Raw genomic sequence first — 17,819 nt, forward strand, 5'->3', positions numbered from 1 at the left:
GCCACATGCTGGCCTAGAAATGCCGGCTGAATGGGGACCGATTGTCCCGATGAGGTGGAAAGCGTGAACCACGAACCGCTGCTGCACGCGACGCCGTCCGGCGACGTGCTGAAATTGCGCCCCGAGGGGCCCTGGACCGCCGCGAACGTGGTGACGCTCGAGACCTTGTCCCGCTCGGTCGGGGCCGACGTCGATCGTTCGCGCGCCGTATCCTTGGACATGTCGGGGATCAGCGCGCTCGATACGCTCGGCGCCTGGGTCCTGGAGAAGCTGTCGCGCAGGGCCGCCTCGTCAGGCAGGCCAGCCGAATTCGTCGGCGTCGCCGATCATTTCAGCGGGCTGATGGACGAGGTGCGCCAGGTCAACCGCCGCACACCGGCTTCGGCGGCCGCGCCCAATCCGGTTCTGGCGCGGCTGGGTGATCTCGGCAAGTCCGCGGTCGGCGCGCGGGAGGACGTCACGATCTTCCTCCAGATGCTCGGCGCCTTGTTCATGGCCGTGGTCGGCGTGCTGCGCCGGCCGCGTTCGCTGCGGCTGACCTCTCTGGTGTATCAGCTCTACCGCATCGGATGGCAGGCGATCCCCATCGTCACGCTGATCACCTTCCTGATCGGCGCCATCATCGCGCAGCAGGGCTTCTTCCACTTCCGTAGATTCGGCGCGGAATCATACACGGTCGACATGGTCGGCATCCTGGTGCTGCGCGAGCTCGGCGTGCTGATCGTCGCCATCATGGTCGCGGGACGGTCGGGGAGCGCCTACACGGCCGAGCTCGGCTCGATGAAGATGCGCGAGGAGATCGACGCGCTCTCGACCATGGGGCTCGATCCGGTCGACGTCCTGATCCTGCCGCGCGTTGCGGCCCTGGTCGTTGCGCTGCCCATCCTCACCTTCATCGGATCGATCGCCGCGCTCTATGGCGGCGGGCTGGTCGCGCAGTTCTATGGCGACATGGGGCCGGCGATCTACATCGCGCGCCTGCACGAGGCCATTTCCGTCGCACATTTCGAAGTGGGCATCCTGAAGGCGCCGTTCATGGCGCTGGTGATCGGGATCGTGGCCTGCAGCGAGGGATTGCGCGTCAAGGGCAGCGCGGAGTCGCTGGGGCGGCAGACCACGACGTCGGTGGTGAAATCGATCTTCCTGGTGATCGTGCTCGACGGCCTGTTCGCCGTGTTCTTTGCCTCGATCGGAATGTGACGATGGACGGACCACAAGACGAGTTCGCCATCCGCGTCCGTGACCTCGTGGTCGGCTTCGGCCGTCAAACCGTGCTCGACCATCTGTCGCTCGACGTCCGCCGCGGCGAGATCCTCGGGCTGGTGGGTGCCTCCGGCGGCGGCAAATCGGTCTTGATGCGGACCATCATCGGCCTCATCCCGCGCCGGAGCGGGACCATCGAGGTCATGGGACAACCCGCCGGCGGCCACGGCCGCGGCGCAGCGATGGCCTGGGGCATCCTGTTCCAGCAGGGCGCGCTGTTCTCCTCGCTGACGGTGCGCCAGAACGTCCAGTTTCCCTTGCGCGAAAATCTCGTCCTGTCGCAGGAGCTGATGGACGAGATCGCGATTGCCAAGCTCGAGATGGTCGGTCTGCGTGCGGAGGACGCCGACAAATATCCGGCGGAGCTGTCCGGCGGCATGACCAAGCGCGTGGCGCTGGCGCGCGCGCTCGCGCTCGATCCGCCGATCCTTTTCCTGGACGAGCCGACCTCGGGCCTCGACCCCATCGCCGCTGGCGAGTTCGACGCGCTGATCAAGACGCTGCAAAAGACCCTGGAGCTCACCGTGTTCATGGTGACCCATGACCTTGCGAGCCTGACCACGGTCTGCGACCGCGTCGCCGCGCTCGCCGACGGCAAGATCGTGGCGATCGGCCCGATGCGCGAATTGCTGCAATCCGAGCATCCCTGGGTGCGCGCCTATTTCCACGGTAAGCGCTCGCAGATGCTGCAACACGAGATGAGATGAGAGATGGAAACCCGCGCTCCCTATGTGCTGATCGGCAGTTTCGTGCTGGCCGCGATCGTCGCGGTGTTCGGCTTCGTCTATTGGCTGAACAACACCGGCGGCATCGGGCCGCGCACCAGCTACCACGTGCAATTCCAGGGGCCGGTGCCCGGCCTGCTGGTCGGCGCCGGCGTGCTGTTCAACGGCATTCGCGTCGGAGAGGTGACCCAGCTCGGACTCGCGCCTGATAACCCGCGCTTCGTCAATGCGACGATCTCGGTTGCCACCGCGACGCCGGTGCGTGCCGACACCAAGGTCGGCCTCGAATTCCAGGGCCTGACCGGCGTTCCCGTGGTGACATTGGAGGGGGGCGTGATCGTCGCCAAGTCGGGCGAGCTGCCGACCTTGATCGCGGAGGCCGGCGCAGGCCAGAGCATGACGCAGGCGGCGCGCGATGCGCTGCGGCGGGTCGACACGGTGCTTCAGGACAATTCCGGTCCGCTGAAGGACACCATTGCCAATTTCAAGACCTTCTCCGACGGGCTCGCGCGCAACACCGGCAAGATCGACGGCATCCTGGCAGGCCTCGACAAGATGACCGGCGGCGGTACGCCCGCGCAGAAGGTCACCTACGACCTGCGCACGCCGCAGAATCTCGGGCCGGCCGGCAAGACTCTATCGGCCTCACTGGCCATTCCCGAGCCGACGGCGGTGGCGATGCTGCAGACTCAGCGCATGCTGTTCGCGCCTGGCGGCGACAGGCCGGGCTTTGCGGACTTCCTCTGGGCTGACAGCATTCCGAAACTGGTGCAGGCGCGCCTGATCGACAGTTTCGAGAACTACGACATCGCCCACGCCCCGCTGCGCACGACGGATCTCGGGCCGGCGGACTACCAACTCCTGCTCGACATCCGGCGCTTTCGGATCGCGACGGATGGGGAGGCTCGGGCCGAGATCGGACTGTCGGCTCGGATCGTCGACAAGAATGGCAAGGTGGTCGCATCGCGCCTCATCGAGGCCAGCGAAAAGCTCGACAAGGTCGAACCGGCCGCTTCAGTCGCCGCCTTCGATGCCGCCTTCGCGCGCATCGCCAAGGAGCTGATCGGATGGACCGTGCAGGCGGTGTGAGGGGCGACTATTCCAGCGTCTTCAGGTAGGACAGCAGGTCGTGGATCTGGTCCGGGCTGAGCGCGAAGGCCGGCATGTCGGCATGTCCGGTGGAGATCCCCTCGGCCAGCGCCTCGCCAAGGCTGTTGATCGGATAGCGCCGATGCAGGGTGCGTAGCGGAGGCGCGATCTCCAGCTGGCTCTTGGAGGCGCGGTCGATCGCGTGACAGCGTGCGCAATTGGCTCGGGCGAAAGCCTTGCCGCGTTGTTCGGCGGCCGGGGCCGCGAGCGCAGGCGTGATCAGAAGCAGCCCAATCAGGCCGTGACGCAGTGCTCTTTGCAGCATGGAATCATCCCGTCGAACCGTGGACGCAGAATAAGAGCGGGATGCCAGCCAAATTTGATCTGGGTCAACCGGCTGCGGCACGGTACAGTAAAATGCAGCCGCGCGGTGGACTCGGCCTGACGTCGGGAGCGGCCGGCGTGGGGAGCGATGGATGAGGCCTTCCGTGGTCACGAGTGAGCCGAACGGACATCATTGCGACGATTGTGCCGTGCGTGGAGCGGCGGTCTGCTCGTCGCTCGATGCAGCCGAACTCCGGGAGTTCGAGCATCTCGGCCGCCGCGTCCATTTCGTTTCGGGCGAGACCGTGTTTTCCGAGGAGGACATCACGACCTCGTTCTACAACGTCCTCGAAGGCGTCATGCGGCTGTACAAGCTGCTGCCTGACGGCCGGCGGCAGATCGTCGGCTTTGCCTTGCCCGGTGACTTCCTCGGGATGAATCTGTCCGGCCGGCACAATTTTTCGGCCGATGCGATCGGCGTGGTGAAAGTGTGCCAATTCCCAAAAGGGCCTTTCGGCCGTTTCATCGAAGACCGGCCGCAATTGCTCAGGCGCATCAACGAACTGGCCATTCGCGAGTTGAGCCAGGCGCGCGACCACATGGTTCTGCTCGGCCGCCGCTCGGCCGACGAGAAGGTCGCGACCTTTCTGCTCGGCTGGCGCGAGCGGCTGGTCGCGCTCAACGGTCCGTCCGACATGGTCGCGCTTCCGATGAGCCGTCAGGACATCGCCGATTATCTCGGCCTGACCATCGAGACCGTCAGCCGCACTTTTACCAAGCTTGAGCGTCTCGGCGTGATCGAGATCATTCACGGCGGCATCAGCCTGCTCGATCCGGCCCGTGTCGAGGCCATGGCCGCAGCCTGACGTCATCTCCGGGACTCTCTCGGCAATTTGATCCCGATCAATGACGGCGGCCATGCCCCGCAAAATAATGCCGGAGACAAATCCGGGAGGGGATGATGCCTGCTGACGCGTTGCTGGTGACCGTTGTCGTCGTCGCGATCTTTGTCGTGTTCGCCGCAGTTCTGGCCTGGGCTGACCGGCAAACCAGGGCGGGTCGGCTTGATCCGGATTCCAGGCACTGAAGCCTTCTGCAGGTCCAGGTCCAGGTCCAAGTCCAAGTCCAAGTCCAAGTCCAAGTCCAAGTCTAGGTTTAGGTCCGAGTCCGGCGCGCCAGGGTCGATGCTCGCCTGGGCGGGCGCTGGCCCTCGGCAGCGTCTCGACGCAATCGCGGTTTGCGTAATCCGCAACTCTGCGTCGAAGAGGACGCATCGCCGCAGCTTTTGGCTGCTGACTTCCTCGTTACGGGCCTTTTCGTGGCATTTGCCTCAAATCGCGCGCGTGCTTTCCGGTTGAAATGCCTGGTAACGTTGACTACGCAGGAACTCAGTGCCTCGTAGTCTTAGGAGCCCCGCGGCGTGCCTCAGGACAAGACCGGCGATCCCCGACAACCGGCGGGCAACAAACTATCGGTCCTGCGCAAGCATCCGATCTTCGCGGATCTGGAGCCGGAAGCGCTCGATCAACTCTGCCGCTACGCCAAGCACACCACCGTCAAGCGTGGCGCGACGATCGCCGCCAAGGGCGATCCCGGCAACAGTCTGTTCGCGGTGATCGCGGGGACAGTCAAGATTTCCTCCTCATCGCCTGATGGGCGGAACGCTATTCTCAATCTGATCGGCCCCGGAGAAATCTTCGGCGAGATCGCCGTGCTCGACGGCGCGCCCAGGTCGGCGGATGCGACCGCAAATACCAATTGCGAGCTCTACGTCATCGATCGCCGGGACTTCCTGCCGTTCGTGAAGAGCCAGCCGGCGCTGGCGATGAAGTTCATCGAGCTGCTGTGCGCGCGTCTGCGCTGGACCAGTCAGCAGGTCGAGCAGGTGATCCTGCAGAATCTGCCGGGCCGGCTTGCCAGTGCACTGCTCGGTCTCACCGAAGAGCGCAAGCTGGATTCCGGCAGCGGCACGCTCGCCATCACGCAACAGGAGATCAGCGAGATGGTCGGGATGACGCGCGAGAGCATCAACAAGCAATTGCGCGCCTGGGCCGGCCGCAACTGGGTCCGCCTCGAGCACGGCGCCATCGTCGTGCTCGATACGGACGCGCTGCGCGAGCTCGCCGAGAGTGGCCTCGGCGGCGAGTGACGCCGTCGGCCTAACAGTCGATGCTGGCGACCGCGCGGGGCCTCGATTGGAGGCGTCAAGTCACGGGCTAGCGACGTCGAGCCAGGCCGCCATACCCACCATAGTGCGAATTGCGCCAGAAATCGATCGATGCAAGTCTTGCATCGATCGATGCCGGATTTGGCTTGGACAGAGAATGCCGCCCGCCCTAGGGACGACATTGGCGCTTGACTTCATACCTGAAGCGGAGCGACCCAAGGCGGCCTGCAGCCGGGCCGACAACGATATAATCGATCTCAATCAACCCAGGAGGAAGCCCACATGAAGACGCTCACCGGTATCATCACAGCCGTTGCACTGGCGGTCTCAGCACCCCTGGCCACTGCACGCGATTTCCGCTCGGCTGACGTTCACCCCGCCGATTATCCGACCGTCGAGGCGGTCAAGTTCATGGGCCAGCAACTCGCGGCGGCGAGCGGCGGCAAGCGTGGCGTGAAGGTGTTTCCGAACGGCGCCCTAGGCTCGGAGAAGGACACGATCGAGCAACTCAAGATCGGCGCGCTCGACATGATGCGGATTAATGCATCGCCGCTGAACAATTTCGTGCCCGAGACTATCGCGTTGTGTCTGCCCTTCGTCTTCAGGGACACGCAGCACATGCGCACCGTCCTCGACGGTCCGATCGGCGATGAGATCCTGGCAGCCATGGAGCCCGCGGGCCTGGTCGGCCTTGCCTATTACGACAGCGGCGCGCGCTCGGTCTATACCGTCAAGGGACCGGTCAAATCGCTGGCCGATCTGAAGGGCCTGAAGATCCGCGTCCAGCAATCCGACCTGTGGGTCGGCATGATCCAGAGCTTGGGGGCCAACCCGACGCCGATGCCCTATGGCGAGGTCTACACCGCGCTCAAGACCGGCCTCGTCGACGCTGCCGAGAACAACTGGCCGTCCTACGAATCCTCCCGGCACTTCGAAGCCGCCAAGTTCTACAACATCACCGAGCACTCCCTCGCGCCCGAAGTTCTCGTGATCTCGAAAAAGGTCTGGGACGCGCTGAGCAAGGAGGACCAGGCGATGGTCCGCAAGGCAGCCAAGGAATCGGTGCCCGTCATGCGCAAGCTCTGGGACGCGCGCGAGCAGGCCGCCCGCAAGACCGTCGAGGCCGCCGGCGTTCAGGTGGTCACGATCGGCAACAAGGCGGAGTTCGTCGATGCAATGAAGCCGGTCTACCAGAAGTTCGCCGGTAACGAGAAGCTGCAGAGCCTCGTCAAGCGCATCCAGGACACGAAGTAGACAATTCGAAGCCGGGTCCGGCGTCGCCGCCAGGCGGCACCGGATCCCGTGAGGAGGCGCGGGATGACAGACCCACACGTCGCAAGTCACGAACAGGGGGCCGTAGCAGCACGCCCGTCCACCGGCTTGCTGTCGCGGGTCAATGCCCCCATTGCGCGCCTCGGCATGTACCTGTCGGTGACGGGCCTGCTCGTCATCGTGGCCATCGTCTTCTACCAGGTATTCGGACGCTACGTGCTCAACTCCAGCCCGACCTGGACGGAGAATTTGGCGCTGGTCCTGATCCTCTACGTCACGCTGATCGGCGCCGCCGTCGGCGTACGTGATGCCGGGCATATCGGCATGGACAGCCTGCTGGTCATGCTCCCCGATCACGCGCGGGAGAAGATCGAGATCGTGATCCACGTTCTGGTCGCCGTGTTCGGCCTCGCCATGGCCTATAATGGCTGGGTCCTCGGCGCGTCGGTGGGCACCGTGAAGATCCCCAATCTCGGCCTGCCCGAGGTGATCCGCTACGTGCCGCTGTTCGCCTCCGGCGTCCTGATCGTTTCGTTTTCCATCGAGCACATCATTGCTCTCCTGCGCGGCGAAGAGGTCGTCCCCTCATGGAACTGATCATCCTCGGCGCCACCTTTTTCGGCTTTCTGATCCTCGGCGTACCGGTCGCCTTCGCGATCGGCCTGTCGGCCATCTGCACCATCCTCTACGAAGGCCTGCCGGTCGCCGTCATCTTCCAGCAGATGATGTCGGGGATGAACATCTTCTCCTTCCTCGCCATTCCGTTCTTCGTCTTCAGCGGTGAGTTGATGCTGCATGGCGGCGTGGCCGACAAGATCGTGCAACTCGCCAAGAATCTCGTCGGGCACATCCGCGGCGGGCTCGGCATGTCGAACGTGGTCGCGTGCACGCTGTTCGGCGGCGTCTCCGGCTCACCCGTGGCCGACGTGTCGGCGATGGGCGCGGTGATGATCCCGATGATGAAGAAGGAGGGATACGACACCGACTACGCCGTCAACGTCACCACCCATGCCTCGCTGGTCGGAGCCCTGATGCCGACCAGCCACAACATGATCATCTATGCGCTGGCGGCCGGCGGCAAGGTCTCGATCGGCGCGCTGATTGCCGCCGGTCTCCTGCCGGCGCTGGTGCTGATGGTCTGTATGCTGGTTGCCGCCTACGCGGTCGCGGTGAGGCGCGGTTATCCCGCCGGCAAGTTCCCGGGCTGGGCCGAGGTGGTCCGCTCGCTGGCGGCCGCGCTGCCGGGGCTTCTGATCGTCGGCATCATCCTGGCCGGCATCCTGTCCGGCGTCTTCACGGCAACCGAATCGGCGGCCATCGCCGTCACCTACTCGATCCTGCTGACGTTCTTCATCTATCGCACCATGACTTGGGGCAACTTCCTGCGCGCCGCCGCCAAGGCGGTGAAGACGACCGGCGTGGTGCTGCTGCTGATCGGCGTCTCCACCATGTTCCAGTACCTGATGGGACTTTACGAGGTGGCTGATCTCGCCGGCGCGATGATGAACAAGTTGTCGACGCAGCCCTGGGTGATCTTCCTGCTCATCAATATCATCCTGTTCGTGCTCGGCACGTTCATGGACATGGCGGCGACGATCCTGATCTGCACCCCGATCTTCCTGCCGATCGCGATGAAGGCGGGCATGGACCCGGTGCAGTTCGGCATGCTGATGCTGATCAATTGCGCCCTCGGGCTCAACACGCCGCCGGTCGGAACGACGCAATTCGTCGGCTGCGCCATCGGCGGCATCTCGGTCGGCGCGGTGATGCGCACCATCCTGCCGTTCTATGCTGCGCTCATCGCAGCACTGATGTTCGTGACCTATGTCCCTGCATTCTCGCTGTGGCTGCCGCGCCTCCTGATGGGCTACAAGGGCTAGCAGCACCAGGGAGACATTGTCAGTGACGGACTATCGCAAGCTCTTCGATCTCACCGGCAAGACCGCGCTCGTGCTCGGCGCCGCGTCCGGCATCGGCAAGTCGTCGGCCGAAGCGCTTGCGGATCTCGGCGCCCGTGTCGTCTGCGCCGATCGCGCGCTCGACGCAGCGGAGGCGACCGCCGCCGGCATTCGCGACAAGGGCGGCTGGGCGGAAGCAGCTGGCTGCGACGCCGCAAGCGCCGCGGATGTCAATGCACTCGCGAAAACCGTGATGCAGAAGTTTCCGCGGCTCGACATCGCCGTGACGACGCCCGGCCTCAACATCCGCAAGACCATCCTCGACTACACCGAGGAGGATCTCGACCGCGTCCTCAACCTCAACGTCAAGGGCACGGTCTTTTTCTTCCAGGCCTTCGGCCGCATCATGGTCGCGCAGAAGGGCGGCAGCATCATCGCCTGCTCCTCGGTTCGCGCGGTGACCATCGAGCCCGGCCTCGGCATCTACGGCTCGACCAAGGCGGCGATCGGCCTGCTGGTGAAGGGCTTTGCCTCAGAGGTCGGGCACGCCGGCGTGCGCGTCAATGCGATCGCCCCGAGCATCGCCGAGACCGCGCTGACCGGCCCTTTCAAGCAGCGCCCCGACATCTACAATCTCTACGCCGGCCACACCGTGTTCAACCGCTGGAGCAGCGCCGACGAGGTCGCGACCGCCGTCGCCTATCTCGCCTCGGATGCCGCAAGCTATGTCAGCGGCAGCACGCTGTTCGTCGACGGCGGCTGGACCGCCGTCGACGGCCCGCCGACCGGTCTCACCCAGTTGCACAAATAGCAAAGGATGTAGCTCGGGTTGCGCTTGCACGTCGCGCGGCTCACTGGCAGGCCTCCTTCGCAACCGCAGCAGGAAGCTCCGGCCCGCGCGGCTTGAGCAAATCGCATGGGGCTTGCCGGATAAATGCGCTCGGCTGGCCGGTATTTTGGTGTTACGAACTGGGACATGAACCAGCACGCCAAGATCAACGCGAAGATCGAGATCCGCCATTCGACCTGTCCGCATGATTGCCCCTCGGCCTGCGCCCTCGATGTCGAGGTGGTCGAAGGCCGCAGCATCGGCCGCGTCCGCGGTTCGAAGAAGCAGACCTACACCGCCGGCGTCGTCTGCGCCAAGGTCGCCCGCTATGCCGAGCGCATCCATCATCCCGAGCGGCTGATCTATCCGCTGCGCCGCACCGGCCCCAAGGGTTCAGGTCAGTTCGCGCGGATCTCCTGGGACGAGGCGCTGGACGAGATCGGGCACCGATTCAATGCGGCCGAGCGCGAGTTCGGTGCGGAATCGATCTGGCCCTATTACTACGCGGGGACGATGGGGCTCGTGATGCGCGACGGGCTCAACCGTCTCACGCATGTGAAGAAATATTCGCGCTTCTACCAGACCATCTGTGCCAATGTTGCGCGCATCGGCTTTGCAATCGGCACCGGCAAGATCGCCGGCGTCGACCCGCGCGAGATGGCGCTGTCCGATCTCGTCGTGATCTGGGGCACCAATCCCGTCAACACTCAGGTCAACGTGATGACGCACGCCTCGCGCGCCCGCAAGGAGCGCGGCGCGAAGATCGCGGCGGTCGACATCTACGACAACGAGACCATGAAGCAGGCCGACATCAGGATCATCCTGCGGCCCGGCACGGACGGCGCCTTCGCCTGCGGCGTCATGCATGTCCTGTTCCGCGACGGCTACGCCGACCGAGCCTACATGGACAAGTATACCGATTGCCCCGCCGAGCTCGAGGCGCATCTGAAGTCGCGCACGCCGGAATGGGCCTCGGCGATTTGCGGCGTTCCGGTGTCGGAAATCGAGGCTTTCGCCAAGGTCGTCGGCGAGACCAAGCGGACCTTCTTCCGTCTCGGCTATGGCTTCACCCGCTCGCGCAACGGCGCGACGCAGATGCATGCGGCGCTGTGCATTCCCGCGGTGACCGGCGCTTGGCAGTATGAAGGCGGCGGCGCCTTCTTCAACAATTACGCGCTGTGGCACTTCAACGAATCCATCATCGAAGGCCACGACGCGATCGACAAGGCCACCCGCGCGCTCGACCAGTCGCAGATCGGACGCATCCTCACCGGCGATGCCGAAGCTCTGCAGGGTAGGGGTCCGGTCAAGGCGATGCTGATCCAGAACACCAATCCGATGACGGTGGCGCCGGAGCAGGCGCTGGTCCGGCAGGGCTTCGCGCGCGAGGATCTGTTCGTGGCGGTGCACGAGCAGTTCATGACCGAGACGGCGCAGATGGCTGACATCGTGCTGCCGGCGACCATGTTCATGGAGCATGACGACCTCTATTACGGCGGCGGTCATCAGCACATCTCGGTCGGGCCGAAGCTGATCGACCCGCCGGGCGAGTGCCGCTCCAACCACGAGGTGTTGCAGGCGCTGGCGCCGCGGCTGGGCGCCAGGCATCCGGGCTTCGAGATGAGCCCGCGCGAATTGATCGACGCGACCTTGAGGCTGAGCAATCACGGCGACATCGCGGGCCTCGAAGCCGACATCTGGCGCGACCTGCAGCCGGATTTCCGCACCTCGCATTATCTCGACGGCTTCGCTCACGCCGACGGCAAGTTCCATTTCAAAGCCGATTGGGCGCATCCGCCGTTCGGCGTCACCATGGGCGACTACGACAAGATGCCTGGTCTGCCGGATCATTGGGCAGTGATCGAGCACGCCGACCGGGCCCATCCGTTCCGGCTAGCGACCAGCCCGTCGCGCAGCTTCCTCAACACCACTTTCAACGAGACGCCGTCCTCGCAGGCGCGTGAGGGCCGGGCCAGCGTGATGATCCACCCGTTAGATGCCGCCGCGCTCGGCATCGCCGATGGCGATGCGGTGACGCTCGGCAACGGCCGCGGCGAGACCACGCTGATCGCGACGCTGTTCGAGGGCGTGCGGCGCGGTGTCCTGATCGCCGAATCCGTTCATCCCAACAGCAACCATATCGGCGGCCGCGGTATCAACACGCTGACGGGCGCAGACACGATCGCGCCGATCGGCGGCGCGGCGTTCCACGACAACAAGGTTTGGATCAGGAAGGCCGCCTCAGCTCAAGGCGTGCATTCCGTGACGCCGTAGCCTGCGAATTCCTTCGCAATGTTTGGGTTCATCGACTTCGCTTGCGCGATATCGGTGGCGCCGTCGCCGCCGCTTCTGCGCGCGGCGATACCGCGGCCGAACAGCGAAGATGAGGAGCGCGGGTTGCGCTGGATCGCGTCGGTATAATCCTTGATTGCCTCGCCATTGCGCCCGAGCTTGAGGTTGACGAGCCCGCGGCTGTCGAGTGCATCGCTCAAGCCCGGGTTGATCTGGAGCGCCAGATTGCAGTCGGCCAGCGCGCCTTGCGGGTCGCTCGTCGCAGCCCGGCTCCAGCAGCGGTTGTTCAGGGCTTCCGCGTCCTTGGGCGCGCGGCGGAGCACTGCGTCGAATTCCTGTATCGCGAGCGCATAGGCGCGCTTGATCGCGTAGACCTGGCCGCGTTTGTAGCGCGAGGTGACATCGTTGGCGTTTGCGGTGATCTTGCGGCTGAGATCGGCGATGACAGGATCTCGTGCCAGCTCGTCCGCATTCGGGGCGGGCTCCGCCTGCGGTACCTCGCAGACCGGCTTTTGCGGCTCGGGTGTCTGCACCTGTGGCTTGGCCGCGTCGTCCCGCGGCCGCGTCGCCGGGCTTGCGAACGAGAACTCCGTCGTCAGCGAGGAGGACAGCCAGGGCACCTGTTCGCGGTTGGTGGCGGCAACCACGCCGTTCTTGGTGTTGGTCAGGGCCTGCTCGGCGCTGATGTTCGGCGCGCGCATTTCGCGCAGCAGCTCGGCGACAAAGAGGCTGCGATCGGTCTTGCCGGTCGCCGTGACCGCGCCGAGCGCGGCGGAGTAGAGCACCAGCGTATTGCTCGGTGCGATCGCCGGTGCCAGGCCGGCCGAATAGCGGCGGAAGCGCCGCTCGAACGGGTTGCGGCGGGAGGCGTCGATCAGCGCGATCTTGATCGCGGCACCGCGCGTGTTCATCTCGGCGAGGATGGCGTCGAGGCCGAAGCCGTCGCGCGAGACGTCCGGCTCGGTCCAGATCTGGGCGTCGACCGGCAGCAGATAGGTCTGACGGTTGGACTGGATGGCAAAGCCGTCGAAGAAGATCAGCGCCACCGCGCCGCGCTCGATGCGGTCGTAGAAGCGGCCCAGCACCTGCCGCATGGCATCGCCGGTGAGATTGCTCTGCCTGTCGACGACGAAGCCGCCGCGCTTCAATTCCTCGGCGACGTCCTGGGCATCGTTGGCGACCTCGCTCAGGACGAACTCATTGTCGGGATATTTCGCGTTGCCGATCACCAGCGCGATCTTCGCGGCGTCGGCCGCACGGCATGCGGCGCCGCCGCTCAGCACGACCAATCCTGCCAGCAACAACATCAATGCGGCGCGCATGAAATGGCTCATCGGTGATCAAATCTCCGGTCAGGATAGCGCGCGCAAGCCCCAGTTCAATCGCGAAGCGAAGTTGCGCCCACACGCTATGGTGAGGCGACCCTGCAGATTGCCCTTGCGCGCGCCGCCGGTCCTGCCGCAAATGGCTGCAAAACGGGACCAAGCGAGCGAGCATGTCATGACCGACACCACAGCCGTCATCACCGAGAAGCGCGGGCAGGCGTTCTGGATCACCATCAACCGGCCGGAGAAACGCAACGCGCTGAACGGCGAGGTCATCGCCGGGATCACAAGAGCCTATCGCGACGCGCATGAGGACAAGGACGTCCGCGTCATCGTGCTGACGGGCGCGGGCGACAAGGCGTTCTGCGCGGGCGCCGACTTGCAGAATTCCGGCGCGGCTTTCGCGATGGATCATTCCAAACCAAATGTCGACTATGCCGATCTGTTACGTTTGTCACAGAACGCCACGAAGCCGGCGATTGCGCGCCTCAGTGGCGTCTGCATGGCCGGCGGCATGGGCCTTCTGTGCATGACCGACATGGCGGTTGCGGCCGATCACGTCGTCTTCGGCCTGCCGGAGGTGAAGGTCGGCGTGTTCCCGATGCAGGTGCTGAGCCTGCTGCAGCGCATCGCTCCGCCCCGTCTCGTCAACGAATGGGCGCTCACGGGCGAGCCGTTCGACGCCAGGGCCGCGCAGGCCGCTGGCCTGCTCAACTACATCGTGCCGGCCGCTGAGTTAGATGCCAAGGTTGACTGGCTGATCGCCCGCATCGTCGACAAATCCCCGACCGCGATCCGCCGCGGCAAATACGCCATGCGCGCGATCGCCTCGATGTCGTTCGACGAGAGCATCGCCTATACCGAAAGCCAGATCGCACTGCTCGCGATGACCGAGGACGCCAAGGAAGGGTTGAAGGCGTTCAGCGAGAAGCGGAAGCCGGTCTGGACGGGGAGGTGAGGGGATCCGCTCTCGCATCCCGGACGCGCCGCAACGCGTCGGCGTCGCTGCGCAGAGCCGGGACCCAGGGCGGCACGAACGAGAATGTAGCCGCATCCTCCGCCGTCATTCCGGGGCGCGCGTAGCGCGAGCCCGGAATCCATCGTGCAGCAAGTGATGCGGAGAAATGGATTCCGGGCTCGCGCCAAGGGGCGCGCCCCGGAAAGACAATCTCACCCCGCGTTCGCCTTCAGTCCCGCCGCCTGAATCCCCGCCACCGCGCAGGCTTCGTCATTGTCGGACGTATCGCCGGAGACGCCGACCGCGCCGAGCAGGGTGGTGCCATCCATGATCAGCACGCCGCCGGGGACCGGTACCAGCGCGCCCTTCGCGATCGTGTTCACGGCATCGACGAAATAGGCCTGCTCCTGCGCGCGCTGGAACAGAGCACGCGAGCCCATGCCCATGGCGAGCGCGCCATAGGCCTTGCCATGCGCGATCTCGGCGCGCATCAGGCTGGTTCCGTCCTGCGCCGCCGCGAGCTTGAGCACGCCGCGCGCGTCCAGGATGGTGACGACCAGCGGCTTCAGCTTGAGCTCGCCGGCTTTCGCGAAGGCGGCTTCGAGGATTTTTCGGGCGGTGTCGAGGGTGAGATCAGCCATGGCTGGTTTCCTTTGCAGCTGGAGAGGTGGCGTTGGATTTGGCGCGATCGAGGCTCATGGCCAGCACGCGGGCGACGTGAAGTGCTTCGCGCTGGGCGCCGTCGTGGATCTGGTGCCGGCATGAGGTGCCGTCGGCGACGACGAGCGTATTCCGGTCAGCCTTCCGCACGGCCGGCAGCAGTGACAGCTCGGCCATCTCGATCGAGGCATCATAGGTGTCCGCGCCATAGCCGAAGGCGCCGGCCATGCCGCAGCAGCTCGACTCGATGGTCTTAACCTCAAGGCCTGGGATGAGGCGCAGCACCTGCTCGACAGGCTTGAAGGCGCCGAAGGATTTTTGATGGCAATGGCCGTGCACCACGGCCTTGTCCGCGACGATGCCGAGCGGCAGTTGCAGCCTTCCGGCCTCTGCCTCGCGCGCCAGAAACTCCTCGAAGGTCAGCGCGTGGGCGCCCACCGCCTTGGCTTCGTCGTCCTTGCGCAGTGAAGCGAGCTCGTCGCGCAGCGTCAGGAGGCAGCTCGGCTCAAGGCCGACGATCGGCACGCCGCGCGCCGCGTATGGCGCGAAGGCCGAGACCAGCCGGTCGAGCTCGACCTTGGCTTCGTCGACGAGGCCAGCTGACAGGAATGTGCGGCCGCAGCACAGCGGACGGCACCCGCTCACCGGCTTCGGCAGATGCACGCGATAGCCGCCGGCCGTGAGCACGCGCAGCGCGGCGTCGAGATTCTCGCGCTCATAGATGCGGTTGAAGGTATCAGTGAACAGCACGACCTCGCGACCGTCCGTAGGCCCGACGCTTTCGGACGGCGGCACGAACACATCGCGGCGAAAGGCGGGGAGGGCCCGGCGCGCGCTGATGCCGGCAAACCGCTCGAACAGCCTTCGCAGCAGCGGGCTGCCGTTGCGCAAATTCGCCAGCGGCGCCAAGCGCGACGCAAGACCGGCATAGCGCGGCAGATATGCAACCAGCCGGTCGCGCAGCGTCAGGCCGCGGCTGGCGGCGCGCGCCGCGAGCACCTCGATCTTCATCTTGGCCATGTCGACGCCGGTCGGGCATTCATGGCGGCAGGCCTTGCAGGAGACGCAGAGTTTGAGCGTCTCCATCATCTCGTCGGAAGAGAGCGCATCCGGGCCGAGCTGGCCGGAGATCGCAAGCCGCAGCGTATTGGCGCGGCCGCGGGTAACGTCCTTCTCGTCGCGCGTGGCGCGATAGGACGGGCACATCACACCGCCCTCGAGCTTGCGGCAGGCGCCGTTGTTGTTGCACATCTCGACCGCGCCCTGGAAACCGCCGCCGGCGCCGGGATAAGCCGACCAGTCGAGCTTCGTCTTCAGCTCGCCGACCCGATAGTCGGGCTTGAAGCGGAACAGCGAGCGGTCGTCCATCCTGGGCGCATCGACGATCTTGCCGGGATTGAGCAGGCCGGCAGGATCGAAGCGCTGCTTCACCTCCCTGAAGTCGGCGACGAGGCGCTCGCCGAACATGGCCTCGTGGAATTCGGAGCGCACCAGCCCGTCGCCGTGCTCGCCGGAATGCGAGCCCTTGTACTCGCGCACCAGGGCGAAGGCCTCTTCGGCGATGGCGCGCATCGCCTTGACGTCCTTCTCCAGCTTCAGGTTCAGAACGGGGCGCACATGCAGGCAGCCTTCGGAGGCGTGCGCGTACATCGTGCCGCTGGTGCCGTGCTTGGCGAAGACTTCGTTCAGCCGCGCGGTGTAGTCGGCGAGGTGCGGCAGCGGCACCGCGCAGTCTTCGACGAAGGAGACCGGCTTGCCCTCCTGCTTCATCGACATCATCACGTTGAGGCCGGCCGCGCGGAAATCGGCGATGCCGCTCTGCAGCGCGGGTTCGGTGATCTCGACCACGCCGCCCCATTTGCGCGTGTCGTTGTTCCAGCCGAAGCCGAGATCCGCCATCAGCTCACCGAGCTGCTTGAGGCGCACGAGGTTGTCGGCTTGGTCCTCTTCGGCGAATTCGACCACCAGCACGGCGTCCGGATCGCCCTTGATGGCCGCGGAGATGACGGGTGCGAACATCGCAATGTCGCGGCCGAGCGCGATCATGGTGCGGTCGACCAGCTCGACCGCAATCGGCTTGAGCTTGACGAGGTGCTGGGCCGCATCCATGGCCTCGTAGAAGCTGCCGAAATGGCAGACGCCGAGCGCCTTGTTGCGGATCACGGGCCACAGCTTCAGCTCGACCTTGGTGGTGAAGGCGAGGGTGCCTTCGGAGCCGACCAACAGATGCGCCATGTTGTTCGGCGCATTGCGCGGCACGAGCGCATCGAGATTGTAGCCGCCGACGCGGCGCTGCACTTTTGGGAAGCGCGCGGCGATCTCGTCGGCCTCGCGGGTGCCGAGGTCGAGCATGTCGCGGAACAGGGCGCGGGTGCTGTCGCCGGCCTCGAGGTCGGAGAGATCGCGCGCGACCTCGCCAAAACGGCTCAGCGTGCCGTCGGCGAGCGAGGCCTCCATCGACAGCGTGTTGTCGCGCATGGTGCCGTAGCGCAGCGAGCGGCCGCCGCAGGAATTGTTGCCGGCCATGCCGCCGATGGTGGCGCGGGAGGCCGTGGAGACGTCGACAGGAAACCACAAGCCGTGCTTCCTAAGCTGACGGTTGAGGTCGTCGAGCACGATGCCGGGCTCGACTACGCAGGTGCGGCCTTCGACATCGAGCGACAGGATCCGGTTGAGGTGCTTGGAGAGATCGACCACGAGGCCGTCATTGACGGTCTGGCCGCATTGCGAGGTGCCGCCGCCGCGCGGGGTGACCTTCAGCCCCTCGTCGTGCGCAATCGCCAGCGCCCGCAAGGCCTCGTCCATGGTCTTGGGGACCACCACGCCAGCCGGCATGATCTGGTAGAACGAGGCGTCGGTGGCGTAGCGGCCGCGGCTGAAGCCGTCGAACAGCACGTCGCCGGTCAATTCCGACCGCAGGCGCCGTTCGAGCGAGGAGGCGTTCGTCATCCCTGATCCCGGACTGACCCGGCGAGGCTCAGCCTTGCTGGGATATTCATTGTGGTTCCTGACCGCTA

General features: G+C 65.3%; 15 protein-coding genes. 11 read left to right on the forward strand and 4 right to left on the reverse strand.

Going from position 1 to position 17,819, the window contains the following annotated elements:
* Positions 1–63: 63 nt before the first annotated feature.
* The 3 genes from I6F37_RS20125 to I6F37_RS20135 are packed head-to-tail and all read left to right on the forward strand — an operon-like array spanning position 64 to position 3,077.
* On the forward strand, positions 64–1,200 hold the full coding sequence (locus I6F37_RS20125; RefSeq protein WP_036007528.1) for an ABC transporter permease: 1,137 nt from the start codon (positions 64–66) through the stop codon (positions 1,198–1,200).
* Between the two features lie 2 nt (positions 1,201–1,202).
* Positions 1,203–1,970: an ABC transporter ATP-binding protein gene (locus I6F37_RS20130; RefSeq protein WP_036007500.1), complete on the forward strand. Its 768-nt coding sequence runs from the start codon at positions 1,203–1,205 to the stop codon at positions 1,968–1,970.
* A gap of 3 nt (positions 1,971–1,973) precedes the next feature.
* Entirely contained in the window at positions 1,974–3,077 is a 1,104-nt protein-coding gene (locus tag I6F37_RS20135) for an ABC-type transport auxiliary lipoprotein family protein (protein ID WP_036007496.1), read from the forward strand.
* Positions 3,078–3,084: 7 nt separating this feature from the next.
* On the opposite strand, the gene I6F37_RS20140 is transcribed toward I6F37_RS20135, so the two are convergent.
* Positions 3,085–3,402, reverse strand: coding sequence for a cytochrome c (locus I6F37_RS20140; protein WP_036007493.1), 318 nt, complete (start codon positions 3,400–3,402; stop codon positions 3,085–3,087).
* 151 nt (positions 3,403–3,553) lie between these two features.
* Between I6F37_RS20140 and I6F37_RS20145 the strand changes: the two genes are divergently transcribed.
* The 7 genes from I6F37_RS20145 to I6F37_RS20175 all read left to right on the forward strand — a co-directional run bounded on the left by I6F37_RS20145 (position 3,554) and on the right by I6F37_RS20175 (position 11,841).
* Complete coding sequence (locus tag I6F37_RS20145; protein ID WP_036007492.1) at positions 3,554–4,267, forward strand: helix-turn-helix domain-containing protein; 714 nt, start codon at positions 3,554–3,556, stop codon at positions 4,265–4,267.
* A 554-nt stretch (positions 4,268–4,821) separates the two neighbouring features.
* Positions 4,822–5,550, forward strand: coding sequence for a Crp/Fnr family transcriptional regulator (locus I6F37_RS20150; RefSeq protein ID WP_036007486.1), 729 nt, complete (start codon positions 4,822–4,824; stop codon positions 5,548–5,550).
* Between the two features lie 300 nt (positions 5,551–5,850).
* Complete coding sequence (locus tag I6F37_RS20155) at positions 5,851–6,822, forward strand: TRAP transporter substrate-binding protein (protein ID WP_225152426.1); 972 nt, start codon at positions 5,851–5,853, stop codon at positions 6,820–6,822.
* A gap of 63 nt (positions 6,823–6,885) precedes the next feature.
* Positions 6,886–7,437: a TRAP transporter small permease gene (locus tag I6F37_RS20160; RefSeq protein WP_225148167.1), complete on the forward strand. Its 552-nt coding sequence runs from the start codon at positions 6,886–6,888 to the stop codon at positions 7,435–7,437.
* Positions 7,428–8,720: a TRAP transporter large permease gene (locus tag I6F37_RS20165; RefSeq protein ID WP_036043893.1), complete on the forward strand. Its 1,293-nt coding sequence runs from the start codon at positions 7,428–7,430 to the stop codon at positions 8,718–8,720. The genes I6F37_RS20160 and I6F37_RS20165 overlap by 10 nt, the downstream gene beginning before the upstream one ends.
* A 22-nt stretch (positions 8,721–8,742) precedes the next feature.
* Positions 8,743–9,549: an SDR family oxidoreductase gene (locus tag I6F37_RS20170; RefSeq protein WP_225142924.1), complete on the forward strand. Its 807-nt coding sequence runs from the start codon at positions 8,743–8,745 to the stop codon at positions 9,547–9,549.
* Positions 9,550–9,714: 165 nt separating this feature from the next.
* Positions 9,715–11,841, forward strand: a complete 2,127-nt coding sequence (locus tag I6F37_RS20175; protein ID WP_225152428.1) for a molybdopterin oxidoreductase family protein — start codon at positions 9,715–9,717, stop codon at positions 11,839–11,841.
* Here I6F37_RS20175 and I6F37_RS20180 read toward each other — a convergent pair.
* A complete protein-coding gene (locus tag I6F37_RS20180) occupies positions 11,814–13,193 on the reverse strand; it encodes a caspase family protein (protein WP_225152430.1) in 1,380 nt (459 codons plus the stop codon). The two genes, I6F37_RS20175 and I6F37_RS20180, sit on opposite strands and share 28 nt — an antisense overlap.
* Positions 13,194–13,359: 166 nt before the next feature.
* Between I6F37_RS20180 and I6F37_RS20185 the strand changes: the two genes are divergently transcribed.
* The gene (locus tag I6F37_RS20185) at positions 13,360–14,142 is read left to right on the forward strand and encodes an enoyl-CoA hydratase/isomerase family protein (protein WP_036007523.1); all 783 of its coding nucleotides are present in this window, start codon (positions 13,360–13,362) and stop codon (positions 14,140–14,142) included.
* Between the two features lie 212 nt (positions 14,143–14,354).
* On the opposite strand, the gene I6F37_RS20190 is transcribed toward I6F37_RS20185, so the two are convergent.
* Positions 14,355–14,783, reverse strand: a complete 429-nt coding sequence (locus tag I6F37_RS20190; RefSeq protein ID WP_109143030.1) for a heme-binding protein — start codon at positions 14,781–14,783, stop codon at positions 14,355–14,357.
* A complete protein-coding gene (locus I6F37_RS20195) occupies positions 14,776–17,751 on the reverse strand; it encodes an FAD-binding and (Fe-S)-binding domain-containing protein (RefSeq protein ID WP_225152432.1) in 2,976 nt (991 codons plus the stop codon). The genes I6F37_RS20190 and I6F37_RS20195 overlap by 8 nt, the downstream gene beginning before the upstream one ends.
* Between the last annotated feature and the right edge of the window lie 68 nt (positions 17,752–17,819).

The organism is Bradyrhizobium sp. NBAIM08, assembly GCF_020193935.1.
GTDB lineage: Bacteria > Pseudomonadota > Alphaproteobacteria > Rhizobiales > Xanthobacteraceae > Bradyrhizobium > Bradyrhizobium yuanmingense.

Excerpts from the sequence above, each read along its gene's own strand:
- I6F37_RS20130 (WP_036007500.1), top strand. The coding sequence starts at position 1,203 with ATGGACGGACCACAAGACGAGTTCGCCATCCGCGTCCGTGACCTCGTG.
- I6F37_RS20135 (WP_036007496.1), top strand. The coding sequence starts at position 1,974 with ATGGAAACCCGCGCTCCCTATGTGCTGATCGGCAGTTTCGTGCTGGCC.
- I6F37_RS20140 (WP_036007493.1), bottom strand. The coding sequence starts at position 3,402 with ATGCTGCAAAGAGCACTGCGTCACGGCCTGATTGGGCTGCTTCTGATC.
- I6F37_RS20145 (WP_036007492.1), top strand. The coding sequence starts at position 3,554 with ATGAGGCCTTCCGTGGTCACGAGTGAGCCGAACGGACATCATTGCGAC.
- I6F37_RS20155 (WP_225152426.1), top strand. The coding sequence starts at position 5,851 with ATGAAGACGCTCACCGGTATCATCACAGCCGTTGCACTGGCGGTCTCA.
- I6F37_RS20160 (WP_225148167.1), top strand. The coding sequence starts at position 6,886 with ATGACAGACCCACACGTCGCAAGTCACGAACAGGGGGCCGTAGCAGCA.
- I6F37_RS20165 (WP_036043893.1), top strand. The coding sequence starts at position 7,428 with ATGGAACTGATCATCCTCGGCGCCACCTTTTTCGGCTTTCTGATCCTC.
- I6F37_RS20175 (WP_225152428.1), top strand. The coding sequence starts at position 9,715 with ATGAACCAGCACGCCAAGATCAACGCGAAGATCGAGATCCGCCATTCG.
- I6F37_RS20180 (WP_225152430.1), bottom strand. The coding sequence starts at position 13,193 with ATGAGCCATTTCATGCGCGCCGCATTGATGTTGTTGCTGGCAGGATTG.
- I6F37_RS20185 (WP_036007523.1), top strand. The coding sequence starts at position 13,360 with ATGACCGACACCACAGCCGTCATCACCGAGAAGCGCGGGCAGGCGTTC.
- I6F37_RS20190 (WP_109143030.1), bottom strand. The coding sequence starts at position 14,783 with ATGGCTGATCTCACCCTCGACACCGCCCGAAAAATCCTCGAAGCCGCC.
- I6F37_RS20195 (WP_225152432.1), bottom strand. The coding sequence starts at position 17,751 with ATGACGAACGCCTCCTCGCTCGAACGGCGCCTGCGGTCGGAATTGACC.